The sequence below is a fragment of the Streptomyces sp. NPDC047079 genome, from assembly GCF_040643755.1.
In the GTDB taxonomy this organism is placed as follows: Bacteria; Actinomycetota; Actinomycetes; order Streptomycetales; family Streptomycetaceae; genus Streptomyces.
In genome coordinates this window covers 31,418-48,447 of sequence record NZ_JBEYUZ010000007.1, presented here as the reverse complement: position 1 = coordinate 48,447, position 17,030 = coordinate 31,418, and the positions used below count along the sequence as shown (strand labels likewise).

Here is a 17,030-nt window from a genome sequence, read left to right as displayed (position 1 = left end):
AGAGCACGGCGAGGGCGAGCAGGATCAGTCCGACCTTGCGTCGCCTCCCCCGGGTTGTACTGATAGGCCGTCAGGTCAGGCGCCGTGGCAACGGGCGCGCGAGAGGAGAGCACGTCGCGCGCGAGGCGGCGGCGCCCCCGCGCGGTGCAGGGACGCCGCCGTCGTAAGCGGGCCGGTGCGGGCCTACGCGGTGGGGCTCGGCGACGGGCTGCCCGAGGAGGTCGGGCTGGGCGACGGGGTTGCCGCCGCGACGTCCAGCTGGACCGTGAGGGTCGCGCCGCCCGCGGTGGTGACACGGAGCAGGAAGGTGCCCGTGGTGTCGTCGGCGTACAGCTTCGGGAGCTTGAGCAGACCGTGCGCGTCGGTGTGCAGGCCCGTGAGGGTGCGTACGGTCTTGCCGTCGGCGTCCTTGAAGTAGGGGCCCTTGTCGTTCTCGGTCTGGTCGTCGGCCGACTTCACGAGAGTCGCGGTGGCCGCGACACCGTCCGCGACGGCGCCCTTGTACGTGGCCTTCACCTCGACCTGGTCCGCGAACTCGCCTCCCGGGGTGCAGGTCGGCGCGGTGTCGCTGGTTCGGGCGAGGGCGTCGGCCTGGCGTTCGGTGACGGTGGCCGTGAACCCGGCGGTGACCTTGCGGCCCACGAGGAGGGCGCGGACCGTGAACGCACCCGTCTTTTGCCCCGCGACGAGCGCCGGTGCGGTGGCCTTGCCCGAACCGTCGGTGACGACCGTCGCCACGGTCTCGCCGCCCGCGAACGCGGCGTCCGTGTTACCCGAGATCGTGAACCGCACGCGGACCTTCGGCACCGCCTTGCCGGCCTTGGTCACGGCCGTCACCGCGATCTTCCGGTCGAACGTGTCGCCCGTCCGGGCCGACAGCCGGCCGGCACCGGCGTCCGCCAGGCGGTCCACCGTGTCGCTCGCGGTGGGCGGCTTGGGGTTCGGCGTACCCGGCGTCGACGGGTCCGGAGACGGGCTGGTGCCGCCGGGCGTGTGGGTGCCGGGCTTGTCGGTACCGGGCGTGTGGGTGCCGGGCTTGTCAGTACCGGGCGTGTGGGTGCCGGGCTTGTCAGTACCGGGCTTCTGGGGCCCCGGCGACTTGGTGCCGCGGCTCCCGCCGGAGTTGCCGTCGCTACGGTGCCCGGGCACCGCCCCCTTGCCGTCGGGGATCGAGTGGGTGCCCTTGCGGTAGTACTCGTACCAGGACAGAACGGTGTTCAGATAGTCCTGCGAGGCGTTGTAGCCGAGGATCGCCGCGTTCATGTCGGACTGGACCGACAGGTCGCGGCCGGAGCGGCACAGGTAGTGACCGGCGGCGAGGGCGGCGTCGTAGATGTTGTTGGGGTCCTTGGCACCGTCGCCGTTGCCGTCACGACCCGCCCATGCCCAGGTCGAGGGGATGAACTGCATCGGGCCGACGGCGCGGTCGTAGGTGGTGTCGCCGTCGTAGGCACCGTGGTCGGTGTCCTTGATGTTCGCGAAGCCGTTGCCGTCCAGGAGCGGGCCGAGGATCTTCGAGTACGTCGTGCCGTCCGCGTCGACCTGGCCGCCACGGGCCTGTCCGGACTCGACCTTGCCGATGGCGGCGAGCAGTTGCCAGGGCAGGTTGCAGCCGGGCTTGGACCGCTGGAGCTCCGAGGCCGCCTTCTTGTAGGCCTCCAGGACGGTGGCCGGTATGCCCGCCTCGGCGGCTCCCACGCCGCCGGCGGGGGTGGGGCCTACGGCCGGGCCGGCGGACTCGGTGGGGCTGTTAAGCGGCGGGAGGTCCGTGTAGTAGCCGCCGTTGCCGGTGGCGGTGCCGTGATCGCCGCCGACGGCGGGGACGTCGGCCTCGGGCGTGGCCTGCGCTCCGGTGGTCTGTCTGCCCTGGTCGTCGGTGGTCACTCCCGGAGCCTGGGACGCCGCCAGAGCCGCGACCGCGGCCGCGGCCACAGCCGTGGTGGCCGCTCCCTTGCGCAGCCTCCTGCCGAAATGCGCCGCCATTGAGTGAACCCCTCCCGTCGACGACCCTTGTGTAGGGGTGCGCCCTTTATGTGCGCCGCCGCGCTCCCCGGCACGGCGACCAAGTGACCCTACGACAACTTCCGTCGACCCGACACCCGTTGATGCCCGGTTTTCACCAGTTGGCCATGCGCCCTTGGCCTGGACACAGGCGCGGGGCGGATCACCTCACCCGTTTCATGCGTCCCTCATACTGGAGGTCTGTGATCGCCGGGTGGTTGTGCCCGGTCAACGTCTGCCGAGGGAGCCGAATTGCCGTTCACCCTCAGCCATGCCGCGGCCGTGCTGCCCGCCGTGCGCGCGGACGGGTCCGGGCGCGGACGACTGGTGCCCTCGGTTCTCGTCGCGGGCTCCTTCGCACCCGACATGACGTACTTCGCGGCGAGCGCGGCGTCCGGAGCCATGGACTTCGGTGCCGTCACCCACTCCTTCGCCGGGGTGTTCACGGTGGACGTGCTGATCGCGTGGGCCCTGGTGGGAGCGTGGCTGCTGCTGCGGGAACCGGTGGTGGCACTCCTGCCGCGGTCGGCGCAGGGGCGGGTGGCGGCCCTGGTGCGCTGTGGCACACCGCTGCGTAAGGTCTCGCCTCCGTTGGTACTCCGGTGGTACGTCTCGGCGGTGCTGGGTGCGCTGACCCATGTCGTGTGGGATGCGTTCACCCATCTCGACCGGTGGGGGGTGCGGTTGTTTCCGGTGCTGGGGAGGCCGTTCTCCGGAGTACCGCTGTACACGTACCTGCAATACGGCAGTTCCGCGGGGGCGGCGGTGGTGATCGCGGTGGCCGTGACGGTCCTGCTGCGGCGGATGCCGGCCGGTCCGGCCACGGGGTCGAGGGTGCCGCTGCTGTCCCGGGCCGACCGGTGGCTGGCCGGTGCGGTGATCGGCGGATGCGCGACGGTGGGCGCGGTGCGGCGGGCGTCCCGGTGGTGGGCCTACTGGGGGGCGACCGCGAAGCCGTGGGATGTGATCCCCCCGGTGTGCTTCGGGGCGGGCGCCGGGCTCGCCGTCGGGCTGGCGCTGTATGTGGCCGGGGTCAGGGCATTGCGTCCGGCCGCCGCCGACCCGTCCGCCCCGCGACCGGAACCGACCCGGCCGACGTCCCGCTGACCTCGTCCCCCGTACCCCGCGCCGCGCCCGGCGTCCTCGGGCCGGTCCGCTTTGGGGGTCCTTGCACCATGGGCTTAGTGCAAGGACCCCTTAGTGCGCCGCCGACTCCCAGTCCGCCCCGTCTCCCACCGAGACATCCAGCGGTGCCCGCAGCTGAACCGCACCCGCCATCTCCCGGCGGACCAGCTCCTCCGCCTTCTGGCGCTCGCCGGGAGCGATCTCCAGGACGATTTCGTCGTGGACCTGGAGGAGCATGCGGGAGTGGAGGCCGGCGTCGCGCAGGGCCCGGTCCACGTGCAGCATGGCCATCTTGACGATGTCCGCCGCCGTGCCCTGGATCGGAGCGTTCAGCGCCATGCGTTCCGCCATTTCCCGGCGCTGACGGTTGTCGCTGTTCAGGTCGGGGAGGTACCGCCGCCGGCCGAAGAGCGTCTCGGTGTAGCCGGTGGCCCGTGCCTCGTCCACCACACGGCGCAGATAGTCCCGCACCCCGCCGAAGCGCTCGAAGTACGTGTCCATCAGGGCCCGGGCCTCCGCGGCCTCGATGTTCAGCTGCTGGGACAGGCCGAATGCCGACAGACCGTACGCCAGGCCGTACGACATGGCCTTGATCTTGCGGCGCATCTCCGCGTCCACCGCGTCGCGGGCCACACCGAACACCTGGGAGGCCACCGTGGTGTGCAGGTCCTCCCCGGAGGTGAACGCCTGGATCAGCCCCTCGTCCTCCGACAGGTGCGCCATCACGCGCAGCTCGATTTGGCTGTAGTCCGCCGTCATCAGGGACTCGAAGCCCTCGCCCACCACGAAGCCGCGGCGGATCGCCCTGCCCTCGTCCGTGCGGACCGGGATGTTCTGAAGGTTCGGGTCGGTCGACGACAGGCGGCCGGTCGCCGCGACCGTCTGGTTGAACGTGGTGTGGATCCGGCCGTCCGCCGCGATCGTCTTGATCAGGCCCTCGACGGTCACGCGCAGCTTCGCCTGCTCACGGTGACGCAGCATGACTACCGGCAGCTCGTTGTCGGTCTGGGTGGCGAGCCACGCCAGCGCGTCGGCGTCCGTCGTGTAGCCCGTCTTGGTCTTCTTCGTCCTGGGCAGGCCCAGCTCTCCGAAGAGGACCTCCTGGAGCTGCTTGGGCGAGCCCAGGTTGAACTCATGCCCCGCCGCCGCGTGCGCCTCCTTCACCGCCTGCTGGGTGGCGCCCGCGAACAGCTGCTCCATGGCCTCCAGATGCGTGCGGTCCGCCGCGATGCCGTACCGCTCCATACGGGCGAGCAGAGCGGAGACGGGCAGCTCCATGTCGCGCAGCAGGTCCGCCGCACCGACCTCCCGCAGCTTCTCCTCGAATGCCTCGCCGAGGTCGAGGATCGCGCGCGCCTGGATCATCAGCGCCTCGGCCTCGGCACCCTCGTCGGCGCCGAACGCGAGCTGACCGTCCGCCGTGGCCGCGGGTGCCAGCTCCCGCCCGAGGTACTCCAGCGACAGCGCGTCCAGCGCGAAGGAACGGCGGCCCGGCTTGACCAGGTACGCGGCGAGCGCCGTGTCCATGGTCACGCCCTCCAGGGACCAGCCGTGCTCGGGGAAGACACGCATCGCGCCCTTGGCGTTGTGCAGCACCTTGGGCCTGGCCGGGTCGGAGAGCCACTGCGCGAACGCCTTCTCGTCCGTCTCGTCCAGCTGCGTCGGGTCGAACCACGCCGCCGCCCCGTCGGCCGCGGCCAGCGCGATCTCCGCCACCGCGCCCACGCCGAGGCCCCATGAGTCGACCGTGGCCAGGCCGAGGAGCTGGTCGCCGTGCTCGGAGAGCCACGGCTTCAGCTCGCCCGCGCCCAGCACCGCGCCGTCCAGTTCGACGCCGTGCGCCTGGACCGGCGTCGTCTCGGCCTCCTGGGCCCCGGGGTCGACGGCGAAGAGCCGCTCGCGCAGCGAGGGGTTCCTGATCTCCAGGGTGTCCAGGATCATCGCGACGGCCTTGCGGTCGTAGGGGGCCCGCTCGAGGTCGGCGACCGCCTTCGTCAGCTCGACCCGCCGCTCCAGCTCCGTGAGCCGGCGGTTCAGCTTCACCGACTCCAGGTGGTCGCGCAGATTCTGCCCTGCCTTGCCCTTGACCTCGTCGACGCGCTCCACCAGCTCCGCGAACGAGCCGAACTGGTTGATCCACTTCGCGGCCGTCTTCTCGCCGACGCCCGGAATGCCCGGAAGGTTGTCCGACGGGTCGCCGCGCAGCGCCGCGAAGTCCGGATACTGCGCCGGCGTCAGTCCGTACTTCTCGACGACCTTCTCCGGAGTGAACCGGGTCAGCTCGGAGACGCCCTTCGTCGGGTAGAGCACCGTGGTGTGCTCGGAGACCAGCTGGAAGGAGTCCCGGTCCCCGGTGACGATCAGCACCTCGAAGCCCTCGGCCTCGGCCTGGGTGGCGAGCGTGGCGATGACGTCGTCCGCCTCGTACCCCTCGACGGCGAAGCGGTGGGCGTGCATCGCGTCCAGCAGCTCGCCGATCAGCTCGACCTGGCCCTTGAACTCGTCCGGGGTCTTCGACCGGTTCGCCTTGTACTCCGTGAACTCCTCGGAGCGCCAGGTCTTGCGGGAGACGTCGAACGCCACCGCGAAGTGCGTGGGCGCCTCGTCGCGCAGCGTGTTCGCCAGCATCGACGTGAAGCCGTAGATCGCGTTCGTCGGCTGGCCCGTCGCGGTCGTGAAGTTCTCCGCGGGCAGCGCGAAGAACGCGCGGTAGGCCAGTGAGTGCCCATCCATGAGCATCAGCCGGGGACGGCCGCCGCCGGAGGTCTTCTCGGTCTTCTTCGATGCTGTTTCTGCCACGCCCCCGATCCTGCCACGCTCCACTGACACTCGGCCCCGCCCGGGCCACCGGGGGCCCGGCGGTGCGGGGGCCGGTTCGGGGGCCCGGCGGTGCGGGGCCGGCCGGTTCGGCGGCCCGGCCGCGGGAGCCCCGCCGTGCCGAAGCGCCACGGCGGCGCACCGCGGTGGGCCGCCGTGACCGCACGGTCTCACCGACCGCGTGCTCCGGGCGACGAAGCGTCGCCCGGCGGCGCGCCACCGTGGCACAGCGCACAGCGCTGTTCCGCCGGTGACCGGACGTGATCGTTGTCAGCGGCACGTGCGAGGATCGGAGACGTACCTCACAAGGCAGGTGTACGCGAAGGGGAGGGCCCAGATGGCCAGCAAGCCGCCCACGGGGGACCCGGTTCAGGACGCGCCGCAGGTCGGCGCGCCGAAGCACGCGGCAGCGGGGCTGCCCGCCATCGGACACACCCTGCGCATCGCCCAGCAGCAGATGGGCGTGCGGCGCACCGCGCTCACCCTCCTCCGCGTCAACCAGAAGGACGGCTTCGACTGCCCGGGCTGTGCCTGGCCCGAGCCCGACCACCGGCACACGGCGGAGTTCTGTGAGAACGGCGCGAAGGCGGTCGCGGAGGAGGCCACCCTGCGCCGGGTCACCCCGGAGTTCTTCGCCGCGCATCCCGTGGCCGACCTCGCGACCCGCAGCGGCTACTGGCTGGGCCAGCAGGGCCGGCTGACGCACCCCGTGTACCTCCCCGAAGGGGGCGACCGCTACGAGCCGGTCACCTGGGAGCGCGCCTTCGACATAGTCGCCGAGGAGATCGCCGCGCTGGACTCCCCGGACGAGGCCGTCTTCTACACCTCGGGCCGCACCAGCAACGAGGCCGCGTTCCTCTACCAGCTCTTCGCCCGCGAGCTGGGCACCAACAACCTGCCCGACTGCTCCAACATGTGCCATGAGTCGTCCGGCTCCGCGCTCTCCGAGACGATCGGCATCGGCAAGGGCAGCGTGCTGCTCGAGGACCTCTACAAGGCGGACCTGATCATCGTCGCCGGGCAGAACCCCGGCACCAACCACCCGCGCATGCTCTCGGCCCTGGAGAAGGCCAAGGCGAACGGGGCGAGGATCATCAGCGTCAACCCGCTGCCCGAGGCGGGCCTGGAGCGCTTCAAGAATCCGCAGACCCCCCAGGGCGTGCTCAGGGGTGCCGCCCTGACCGACCTGTTCCTGCAGATCCGCATCGGCGGCGACCAGGCCCTGTTCCGTCTCCTCAACAAGCTGGTCCTGGAGACGGAGGGAGCGGTCGACGAGGAGTTCGTGCGCGAGCACACCCACGGCTTCGAGGAGTTCGCCGAGGCGGCCCGCACCGCCGACTGGGACGAGACGCTGACCGCGACCGGTCTCACCCGCGCCGAGATCGACCAGGCCCTGCGGATGGTCCTCGCCTCGCAGCGCACCATCGTCTGCTGGGCCATGGGTCTCACCCAGCACAAGCACGCCGTGCCCACCATCCGCGAGGTGGTCAACTTCCTGCTGCTGCGCGGCAACATCGGCCGCCCCGGCGCGGGCGTGTGCCCGGTGCGCGGTCACTCGAACGTGCAGGGCGACCGCACCATGGGCATCTTCGAGCGGCCGGCGCCCGCCTTCCTGGCCGCCCTGGAGAGGGAGTTCGGGTTCGCGCCGCCGCGCGAGCACGGCTACGACGTCGTACGGGCCATCCGCGCGCTGCGGGACGGCGAGGCGAAGGTCTTCTTCGCGATGGGCGGCAACTTCGTGTCCGCGTCGCCCGACACCGAGGTGACCGAGGCGGCCATGCGCCGGGCCCGTCTCACCGTGCACGTGTCGACGAAGCTGAACCGCTCGCACACCGTCACCGGCGCGCGTGCCCTGATCCTGCCCACCCTGGGCCGCACCGAGCGCGATCTGCAGGGCGGCGGCGAGCAGTTCGTGACCGTCGAGGACTCCATGGGCATGGTGCACGCCTCCCGTGGCCGTCTGGAACCGGCGAGCCCGCACCTGCTCTCCGAGCCCGCCATCGTCTGCCGCCTCGCCCGTCGTGTGCTCGGCGACGGCAGCAAGGTGCCATGGGAGGAGTTCGAGAAGGACTACGCAACCATCCGCGACCGCATCGCCCGTGTGATCCCCGGTTTCGAGGACTTCAACGCGCGCGTGGCCCGCCCCGGCGGCTTCGCGCTCCCCCACGCGCCGCGTGACGAGCGCCGCTTCCCCACCGCCACCGGCAAGGCCAACTTCACGGCGGCCCCCGTGGAGTACCCGAGGCTGCCCGAGGGCCGGCTGCTGTTGCAGACCCTGCGCTCGCACGACCAGTACAACACCACGATCTACGGCCTCGACGACCGCTACCGGGGCATCACCAACGGCCGCCGGGTGGTGCTGGTGAACCCGGAGGACGCACGGGCCCTGGGCGCGGCGGACGGGTCGTACGTCGACCTGGTGAGCGAGTGGAAGGACGGCGTCGAACGGCGCGCCCCCGGCTTCCGCGTGGTGCACTACCCCACGGCCCGTGGCTGCGCGGCCGCCTACTACCCGGAGACCAACGTCCTGGTTCCGCTGGACGCCACCGCCGACACCAGCAACACCCCCGCGAGCAAGTCCGTCGTGGTGCGCCTGGAACAATCGGCGACCGACTGAGCGTTTGCTCAGCGACATCCGAGTGACTGATCACCGATGAACGGAGCCGTGCCCCATGGGCGAGCAGCACCCCGTGAAGTTCCCGCGAGAGGTCATAGACGAGTACGCCGCGCTCGGCGTCGACCTGCCCGCCCTGTTCTCCGCCGGACACCTCGGCACCCGTATGGGCGTCCAGATCGTCGAGGCCGCCGCGGAGCGAGTGGTCGGCACGATGCCCGTGGAGGGCAACACCCAGCCCTACGGACTGCTCCACGGGGGTGCCTCCGCCGTCCTCGCCGAGACCCTCGGCTCGGTCGGGTCCATGCTCCACGGAGGCAGCTCCAAGATCGTCGTCGGCGTCGACCTGAACTGCACCCACCACCGGGGCGTGCGCTCCGGCATGGTCACCGGCGTCGCCACGCCCGTCCACCGGGGGCGGTCCACGGCGACGTACGAGATCGTGATCAGCGACGAGGACGGCAAGCGGGTGTGCACGGCCCGGCTGACCTGTCTGCTGCGCGATGTGCGGCCGGGCGACGGGGACCAGCTGCCCGACGCCGGCTGAGGCGGGAAGCCGGCGTCCGCAGCGCCGTTGCCCCTGGGGCCACCGGCGCCTTAGCGTCAGGGCATGGCGACGGCAGGAGCCCCCGGGCGGGGGCTGACGGTGCTGGGGCTCTTGCTCGGACTGGCCCTCCTGACGGGTGTGACGACGGCCGCCTGCGCCCCGTCCGGCTCCGCCGGCGCGACGGGCACCGAGGCGGCCGTTTCCGCCTCGGCGCCACCGCGGGCCACGCCCGCCGAGGAGTTGTGCGCGCGGGTCGTCGCGTACTGGTCCCGCAAGGTGCTGGACAGCGACACCTACGGGGACTACCAGTCGATGGGTCTGTCCAACGGGCAGTACGAGATCCTGCGGACGGTCGTGGCCGCGGCCCGGTCGGAGAAGCATCGTCAAGGCGCCCGAGCCGCCAGCCGGTTGATAGACCGTCGGACGCGTGAGGGCTGCGCCGACTGGTACCGCGGCGGCGGCCCGAGCAAGGGCCCCTGGCAGTGAGCGGCGTCGGTCCCGTCGAGCCGGGCGAGGGCACGCGCGCGCGGGACGACTCGCGGCCGGACGACTCGCCCCCGCCCGGCCGCCCTCCGCAGCGACGCCTCGCCCGGCTCCACGACCGGCACCGTCCCTTACTCCTCGCAGCGACAGCGGTGGCCGCCCTACTCGCGGCCGGCGGCTACCTCTACGCCACCCGGCAGCAGAAACCGCCGTCACCACCCCCGCCGTACCCCTCCCAGGTCGTCACCATCGCCTACCTGCACACGCGGCCCACACCCCGGGGCGCCCCGCCCCGAAGCTTCAGCCTCTCGGTGAGGCTGAGCGTGGAGTCCGGCCCGCCGGTCACCGTGACCCGGATAGCCCAGCCCTACGCGGGCCTTTCCGTCACCTCGATCCCACGCCCCCCTTTCCGCACCGAGGCAGGTTCTGCCCGCAAGATCGCCATCACCATGCAGGTGACCGAATGCGGAAAAGCACCTGAGAACGCCGGACTCCCTTTCCTGGACGTAACTCTGCGTAATACGCGCGCAATAGAGGACCACAGTTACATCCTCGGCCCGCGCTATGCACATGACCTCTCCGCGGCCCTGCACGTCGCCTGCGGCAACCATTCCCGGTAATCACCAAAACAGCCGAGACGCCTGAACACAGCGGCGTACGTCCTGCACGTTCTCACTATGCGGACCGGGCGAATCGGTTTGAATTCCGCTGTTTCACCCTTCCAGTACCGCTCTGCATTACCTCGTGTCATAACAAGAGCGTCACAGCCTCGGTCAGACCCTCCTCCGTCTTCCCCACCCGCGCTTAGAGTCACGGCCAGTCACCGCGCGGTCTGAATGTCACTTCGGCCCAGCGCTCGACTCGGCCGCTTCCAGGGGGGAGGGGCCGTGCCAGGGAAAGGACTGATCGTGCGTCAACGTTCGCTCATCGCCATCACCGCCGCGCTGGCGGCGGGAGCACTCACCCTCACCGCCTGCGGCTCGCGCGACAACGGCAAGAGCTCGGATTCCGGCAACGGCGGCACCACCGTCACCATCGGAGTCGACGCGCCGCTGACCGGCGACCTGTCCGCCATGGGCCTCGGCATCAAGAACTCGGCGGACCTCGCGGTCAAGACCGCCAACAAGCAGAACTACGTCAAGGGCATCACCTTCAAGGTAGAGCCCCTCGACGACCAGGGTCAGCCGTCCGCCGGCCAGCAGAACGCCACCAAGCTCGTCGCCCACAGCGACGTCCTCGGCGTCGTCGGCCCGCTGAACTCCAACATCGCCGAGTCGATGCAGAAGGTCTTCGACGACGCCAAGCTCGTCGAGGTCTCCCCGGCCAACACCGGTCCCGGCCTCACCCAGGGCGCGAACTGGCAGACCAAGAAGGTCCGCACCTACAAGTCGTACTTCCGCACCGCGACCACGGACGCCATCCAGGGCCCGTTCGCCGCGCAGTACGTATACAACGACGCCAAGAAGAAGAAGGTCTTCGTCATCGACGACAAGAAGACCTATGGCGCGGGCCTCGCCGCCACCTTCACCGCGGAGTTCAAGAAGCTCGGCGGCAAGGTCGCCGGGACCGAGCACATCAACCCCGACGCCAAGGACTTCTCCGCGGTCGCCACCAAGGTGAAGAACTCCGGCGCGGACGTCGTCTACTACGGCGGCGAGTACCCGCAGGCCGGCCCGCTCAGCAAGCAGATCAAGGCCGCAGGCGCCAAGATCCCGCTGGTCGGCGGCGACGGCATCAATGACGCCACCTACGGCAAGCTGGCCGGCCCCGAGAGCACCGGCGACCTCGCCACCTCCGTCGGCGCCCCCGTCGAGGAACTCCCCTCCGCCAAGCAGTTCGTCGCCGACTACAAGGCCGCGGGCTACAAGGAGGGGTACTCGGCCTACGGCGGTTACTCCTACGACTCCGCCTGGGCGATCATCGAGGCCGTGAAGAAGGTCGTCGAGGACAACGGCGGCAAGCTGCCGTCCGACGCCCGCGCGAAGGTCACCGCCGCGATGCAGAACGTCTCCTTCGACGGTGTGACCGGCAAGGTCTCCTTCGACGAGTTCGGTGACGCCACCAACAAGCAGCTCACCGTGTATGCCGTCAAGAACGGTGCCTTCACGGCCGTCAAGTCCGGCACCTTCACCGGCTGACCACGCCCGCACCATCCTCACGAGCCGCGCGGGGCGCTGTTCCACTGGCGCCCCGCGCGGACTCGCATCCGGCCACATTCGTCGAACGTCCGAAAGTCTCGGAGGACATGCGGTGAACGAACTGCCGCAGCAGCTGGTCAACGGCCTGCTACTAGGATCCATGTACGGGCTGGTCGCCATCGGCTACACAATGGTCTATGGCATTGTCCAGCTCATCAACTTCGCCCACGGCGAGATCTTCATGACCGGGGCGTTCGGCGCCCTCACGGTCTACATGTACATCCTGCCCGACGGCACCTCCATGTGGGTCGCCCTGCCGCTGATGCTCATCGGCGCCATCCTGGTCGCCGTCGTCGTGGCCGTGGGAGCGGAACGATTCGCCTACCGGCCCCTGCGCAACGCCCCACGCCTGGCCCCCCTCATCACGGCCATCGGCCTCTCCCTCGCTCTCCAGCAGGCGGTCTGGGCCTGGTACCCCGACGCCAAGTCCGCCCGCACCTTCCCGCAGATCGACGGAGGCCCCTTCCACCTCGGGGGCGTCACCATCCAGACCGGTGACATCTTCCTCATCCTCGCGGCCCCCCTCAGCATGGCCGTCCTCGCCTACTTCGTCATGAAGACCCGGACCGGACGCGGAATGCAGGCCACCGCCCAGGACCCCGACACCGCCAAGCTCATGGGCATCGACACCGACCGCATCATCGTGATCGCCTTCGCCCTCGGCGCCGCGTTCGCCGCCGTCGGAGGCGTCGCCTACGGCCTGAAGTACGGTCAGATCGACTTCCGCATGGGCTTCATCCTCGGCCTCAAGGCCTTCACCGCGGCCGTCCTCGGAGGCATCGGCAACATCTACGGCGCCATGATCGGCGGCGTCGTCCTCGGCGTCGCCGAGACCCTGGCCACCGCCTACATCGCCGACCTCCCCGGCATGGAGAAGTTCGGCAGCCAGTCCTGGGCAGACGTCTGGGCGTTCGTACTCCTCATCCTCGTGCTGCTGTTCAGGCCCCAGGGCCTGCTCGGCGAGCGCGTCGCGGACAGGGCGTGACACCGATGACCACACAGACCACCGCTCCCGACACCCCGAGCACCCCCGCCACCAGCGCCCCGTCCGGTCTCATCGGCATCCCGCCGCACATCGGCCGCGCCCTCGCCGTCACCGGCGGCGCCCTCACCATCCTCTCCACCTTCCTCGCCTGGACGTGGACCGCCGACTTCCCCGGCGACCTCACCGTCTACGGCTACCCCGGCGGTCTCCAGGTCCTCGTCCTCATCGGCGGCGCCCTCACCACCCTCTTCGCCCTCGCCTCCTACGGCATCAAGGGACTGCGCGGGCTCCTCCCCACCGGCTCCGACGCGGCCGTCAAGTTCGCCGCCCTCACCACCTTCGCGACCGCCTGGTACACGGTCCTCGCGATCAGCGTCGAACTCGGCGGACTCGTCAACCTCGAGCCCGGCGGCTACCTCGTGGCGGTCACCAGCCTCGCCGCCCTCATCGGCGCCCTGGCCCTGCCCTTCGAGCGGCCCCGGCCCGAGCTCATCGACCCCGACGACACGTCCTGGGAGCACTTCAAGCACAAGGCCGCCCACCAGTGGGAAACGGTCAAGGCCGCCTTCGCCTCCGGCAGCGCGCGCCCCGTGGGCAAGCTCCCCGCCTACGCCGAGATCCTGATCATCGTCGGAATCCTGGCCCTGGGACTGACCGTCTTCACCTACGGCATCGGCACCGAATACGACGAACTCTTCGTCGGCTTCCTGATCACCAGCGGCCTGGGCTTCGCCGCCCTCAACAAGGCCGGACTGATCAGCCAGGCCTCCGAGATCACCGCCCGCCACCAGAACATCACGATCTGCGGCGCGTTCGTCGCGGCAGCCCTGTTCCCCTTCACCCAGACCGACGACCAGTACGCGACCCTCGGCGTCTACATCCTCATCTTCGCCACGGTCGCCCTCGGCCTGAACATCGTCGTCGGCCTCGCCGGCCTCCTCGACCTCGGCTACGTGGCCTTCCTCGGCGTCGGCGCCTACGCCGCGGCCCTGGTCTCCGGCTCCCCCAGCTCGCCCTTCGGCGTGCACTTCCCCTTCTGGGCCGCCGCCCTCGTCGGCGCCGCCGCCTCACTCGTCTTCGGCGTCCTCATCGGTGCCCCCACCCTGCGCCTGCGCGGCGACTACCTCGCCATCGTCACCCTCGGCTTCGGTGAGATCTTCCGCATCACCGCCAACAACCTCGACGGCACCTCCGGACCCGACCTCACCAACGGCTCCAACGGCATCGCGTCCATCCCCAACCTCGACGTCCTCGGCTTCGACTTCGGCGCCCAGCACGACATCGGCGGATACAGCATCGGCCGCTTCGCCAACTACTTCTTCCTGATGCTGATCATCACCGCCGTCGTCGTGCTCGTCTTCCGGCGCAGCGGCAACTCCCGCATCGGCCGCGCCTGGGTCGCCATCCGCGAGGACGAGACCGCCGCCCTCGCCATGGGCATCAACGGCTTCCGAGTCAAGCTGATCGCCTTCGCCGTCGGCGCCTCCCTCGCCGGCCTCGCCGGCACCGTCCAGGCACACGTCACCTACACGGTCACCCCCGAGCAGTACCTCTTCGCCGGCGCCATCCCGCCCAACTCGGCCTTCCTGCTCGCCGCGGTCGTCCTCGGCGGCATGGGCACCATCAGCGGCCCCCTCATCGGCGCCGCACTGCTCTTCCTCATCCCCAACAAGCTCCAGTTCCTCGGCGACTACCAGCTCTTCGCCTTCGGTGTCGCACTCATCCTGCTGATGCGTTTCCGTCCGGAGGGCCTCATCCCCAACCGGCGCCGCCAGCTGGAATTCCACGAAGAGGCGGAAGCGCCCACAGTCCTCGGCAAGACAGGGGCCTGACCACGATGACCACCGACACCACCACCCAGGACACCACCCCGGGCGCCACCGCACCCGGCCAGGCCGTACTCGAGGCACGCGGCGTCACCATGCGCTTCGGCGGCCTCACCGCCGTACGGGGCGTCGACCTCACCGTCAACACCGGCGAGATCGTCGGCCTCATCGGCCCCAACGGCGCCGGCAAGACGACCTTCTTCAACTGCCTGACCGGCCTGTACGTCCCCACCGAGGGCGAAGTCCGCTACAAGGGCAACGTCCTGCCGCCGCAGTCCTTCAAGGTCACCGCCGCCGGCATCGCCCGCACGTTCCAGAACATCCGTCTCTTCTCCAACATGACGGTCCTCGAGAACGTGCTCGTCGGCCGCCACACCCGCACGAAGGAAGGCTTCTGGTCCGCCGTGCTGCGCGGCCCCGGCTTCCACAAAGCAGAGGCCGCCTCCCGCGAACGCGCCATGGAACTCCTGGAGTTCGTCGGCCTCGCGGGCAAGGCCGAGCACCTCGCCCGCAACCTCCCCTACGGCGAACAGCGCAAGCTCGAGATCGCACGCGCCCTCGCCAGCGAACCCGGCCTGCTGCTCCTCGACGAGCCCACCGCCGGCATGAACCCGCAGGAGACCCGGGCCACCGAAGAACTGGTCTTCGCCATCCGCGACAAGGGCATCGCCGTCCTCGTCATCGAGCACGACATGCGCTTCATCTTCAACCTGTGCGACCGCGTCGCCGTCCTCGTCCAGGGCGAGAAACTCATCGAGGGCGACAGCGCAACCGTCCAGGGCGACGAACGCGTCATCGCCGCCTACCTCGGAGAACCCTTCGAGAACGCCCCCGGCGACGAAGAGGTCGCCGAGGTCGAGGCCGCCGAAGCGCACGCCGAGGCACACTCCGAGACCACCACGGACGGCGCGCCCGGCAAGGAGAACGACCGATGACCGTACTGCTCGAAGTCGAGGACCTCCGCGTCGCCTACGGCAAGATCGAAGCCGTCAAGGGCATCTCCTTCAAGGTCGACGCCGGCGAGGTCGTCACCCTCATCGGCACCAACGGCGCCGGCAAGACCACCACCCTGCGCACGCTCTCCGGCCTCCTCAAGCCGGTCGGCGGCCAGATCAAGTTCAACGGCAGGTCGCTCAAGAAGATCCCGGCCCACCAGGTGGTCTCCCTGGGACTCGCCCACTCCCCCGAGGGGCGGCACATCTTCCCCCGCATGACCATCGAGGACAACCTCCGGCTCGGAGCGTTCCTGCGCAGCGACAAGCAGGGCATCGAGAAGGACATCCAGCGGGCCTACGACCTCTTCCCCATCCTCGGGGAGCGCAGGAAGCAGGCCGCGGGCACCCTGTCCGGCGGCGAACAGCAGATGCTGGCGATGGGCCGGGCCCTGATGTCCCAGCCGAAGCTGCTCATGCTCGACGAACCGTCGATGGGCCTCTCCCCCATCATGATGCAGAAGATCATGGCGACCATCGCCGAGCTGAAGTCCCAGGGCACGACGATCCTCCTGGTCGAACAGAACGCCCAGGCGGCGCTGTCGCTCGCCGACCACGGTCACGTCATGGACGTCGGGAACATCGTGCTCTCCGGCACGGGGCAGGACCTGCTGCACGACGAGTCGGTCCGGAAGGCGTACCTCGGCGAGGACTGATCGCTCCCGCGCCCTGACGCGGCGAGGCCCGCACCCCCGGAAGCGGGGGCGCGGGCCTCGCCGCACACATGTACGTACGCGATACGCGCCGCGGACGCCGTACGGGCCGCTCAGCCCTTGGACGCCTTCTTCTCCTGGGCGTCCTGGATCACGGCCTCGGCGACCTGCTGCATGGACATGCGCCGGTCCATGGAGGTCTTCTGGATCCAGCGGAAGGCGGCCGGCTCGGTCAGCCCGTACTCCGTCTGGAGGATCGACTTCGCCCGGTCCACCAGCTTGCGGGTCTCCAGTCGCTGCGTGAGATCCGCGACCTCCTTCTCCAGCGTCTTCAGCTCGTTGAACCGCGAGACGGCCATCTCGATCGCCGGAACGACGTCGCTCTTGCTGAACGGCTTCACCAGGTACGCCATGGCACCGGCGTCCCGGGCCCGCTCGACGAGGTCGCGCTGCGAGAAGGCGGTCAGCATCAGCACCGGGGCGATACGCTCCTCGGCGATCTTCTCGGCCGCCGAGATGCCGTCGAGCTTCGGCATCTTCACGTCGAGGATCACCAGATCGGGCTTGTGCTCGCGGGCCAGCTCCACTGCCTGCTCACCGTCGCCGGCCTCACCGACGACGCTGTACCCCTCTTCCTCGAGCATCTCTTTGAGGTCGAGCCGGATGAGCGCCTCGTCCTCCGCGATGACGACACGGGTCGTCAGCGGGGGCACGTGCGACTTGTCGTCGTCGGCAACGGGCTGGGGCGACTCGGGGGCGGTCACGCGGGCTCCTTGTTCCAGGACAGGC

The 17,030-nt window shown here is 70.1% G+C and carries 13 protein-coding genes; 10 read left to right on the top strand and 3 right to left on the bottom strand.

What is annotated here, in order from left to right; genetic code table 11:
* Positions 1-183 precede the first annotated feature (183 nt).
* Positions 184-1,983, bottom strand: coding sequence for a lytic murein transglycosylase (locus ABZ823_RS12370; protein WP_361657644.1), 1,800 nt, complete (start codon positions 1,981-1,983; stop codon positions 184-186).
* Positions 1,984-2,253: 270 nt separating this feature from the next.
* Between ABZ823_RS12370 and ABZ823_RS12365 the strand changes: the two genes are divergently transcribed.
* Positions 2,254-3,108, top strand: a complete 855-nt coding sequence (locus ABZ823_RS12365; protein WP_361657641.1) for a DUF4184 family protein — start codon at positions 2,254-2,256, stop codon at positions 3,106-3,108.
* A gap of 90 nt (positions 3,109-3,198) precedes the next feature.
* Here ABZ823_RS12365 and polA read toward each other — a convergent pair whose 3' ends face one another.
* Entirely contained in the window at positions 3,199-5,925 is a 2,727-nt protein-coding gene (gene polA, locus ABZ823_RS12360) for a DNA polymerase I (RefSeq protein WP_361657638.1), read from the bottom strand.
* A 355-nt stretch (positions 5,926-6,280) separates the two neighbouring features.
* Here polA and ABZ823_RS12355 point away from each other — a divergent pair, with 355 nt between their 5' ends.
* The 9 genes from ABZ823_RS12355 (at position 6,281) to ABZ823_RS12315 (ending at position 16,244) form a co-directional block, all read left to right on the top strand.
* Positions 6,281-8,560 carry an FdhF/YdeP family oxidoreductase gene (locus ABZ823_RS12355; RefSeq protein WP_361657635.1) on the top strand — a complete coding sequence of 760 codons (2,280 nt, stop codon included), beginning with the start codon at positions 6,281-6,283 and terminating at the stop codon, positions 8,558-8,560.
* Between the two features lie 55 nt (positions 8,561-8,615).
* On the top strand, positions 8,616-9,104 hold the full coding sequence (locus ABZ823_RS12350) for a hotdog fold thioesterase (RefSeq protein ID WP_361657632.1): 489 nt from the start codon (positions 8,616-8,618) through the stop codon (positions 9,102-9,104).
* 63 nt (positions 9,105-9,167) lie between these two features.
* Entirely contained in the window at positions 9,168-9,590 is a 423-nt protein-coding gene (locus ABZ823_RS12345) for a hypothetical protein (protein WP_361657629.1), read from the top strand.
* A complete protein-coding gene (locus tag ABZ823_RS12340; protein ID WP_361657626.1) occupies positions 9,587-10,207 on the top strand; it encodes a Tat pathway signal sequence domain protein in 621 nt (206 codons plus the stop codon). The genes ABZ823_RS12345 and ABZ823_RS12340 overlap by 4 nt, the downstream gene beginning before the upstream one ends.
* Before the next feature lie 288 nt (positions 10,208-10,495).
* Positions 10,496-11,725, top strand: coding sequence for a branched-chain amino acid ABC transporter substrate-binding protein (locus tag ABZ823_RS12335; protein WP_361657623.1), 1,230 nt, complete (start codon positions 10,496-10,498; stop codon positions 11,723-11,725).
* 112 nt (positions 11,726-11,837) lie between these two features.
* Positions 11,838-12,770 carry a branched-chain amino acid ABC transporter permease gene (locus ABZ823_RS12330; protein ID WP_361657620.1) on the top strand — a complete coding sequence of 311 codons (933 nt, stop codon included), beginning with the start codon at positions 11,838-11,840 and terminating at the stop codon, positions 12,768-12,770.
* 5 nt (positions 12,771-12,775) lie between these two features.
* A complete protein-coding gene (locus ABZ823_RS12325; protein ID WP_361657618.1) occupies positions 12,776-14,602 on the top strand; it encodes a branched-chain amino acid ABC transporter permease in 1,827 nt (608 codons plus the stop codon).
* Positions 14,603-14,607: 5 nt separating this feature from the next.
* Positions 14,608-15,531, top strand: coding sequence for an ABC transporter ATP-binding protein (locus tag ABZ823_RS12320; protein WP_361657615.1), 924 nt, complete (start codon positions 14,608-14,610; stop codon positions 15,529-15,531).
* Positions 15,528-16,244, top strand: a complete 717-nt coding sequence (locus ABZ823_RS12315) for an ABC transporter ATP-binding protein (RefSeq protein WP_361657612.1) — start codon at positions 15,528-15,530, stop codon at positions 16,242-16,244. The genes ABZ823_RS12320 and ABZ823_RS12315 overlap by 4 nt, the downstream gene beginning before the upstream one ends.
* A 110-nt stretch (positions 16,245-16,354) precedes the next feature.
* Here ABZ823_RS12315 and ABZ823_RS12310 read toward each other — a convergent pair whose 3' ends face one another.
* Positions 16,355-17,005 (bottom strand): response regulator, encoded by a 651-nt coding sequence (locus tag ABZ823_RS12310; protein ID WP_361657609.1) that lies wholly within the window; start codon positions 17,003-17,005, stop codon positions 16,355-16,357.
* Positions 17,006-17,030 lie beyond the last annotated feature (25 nt).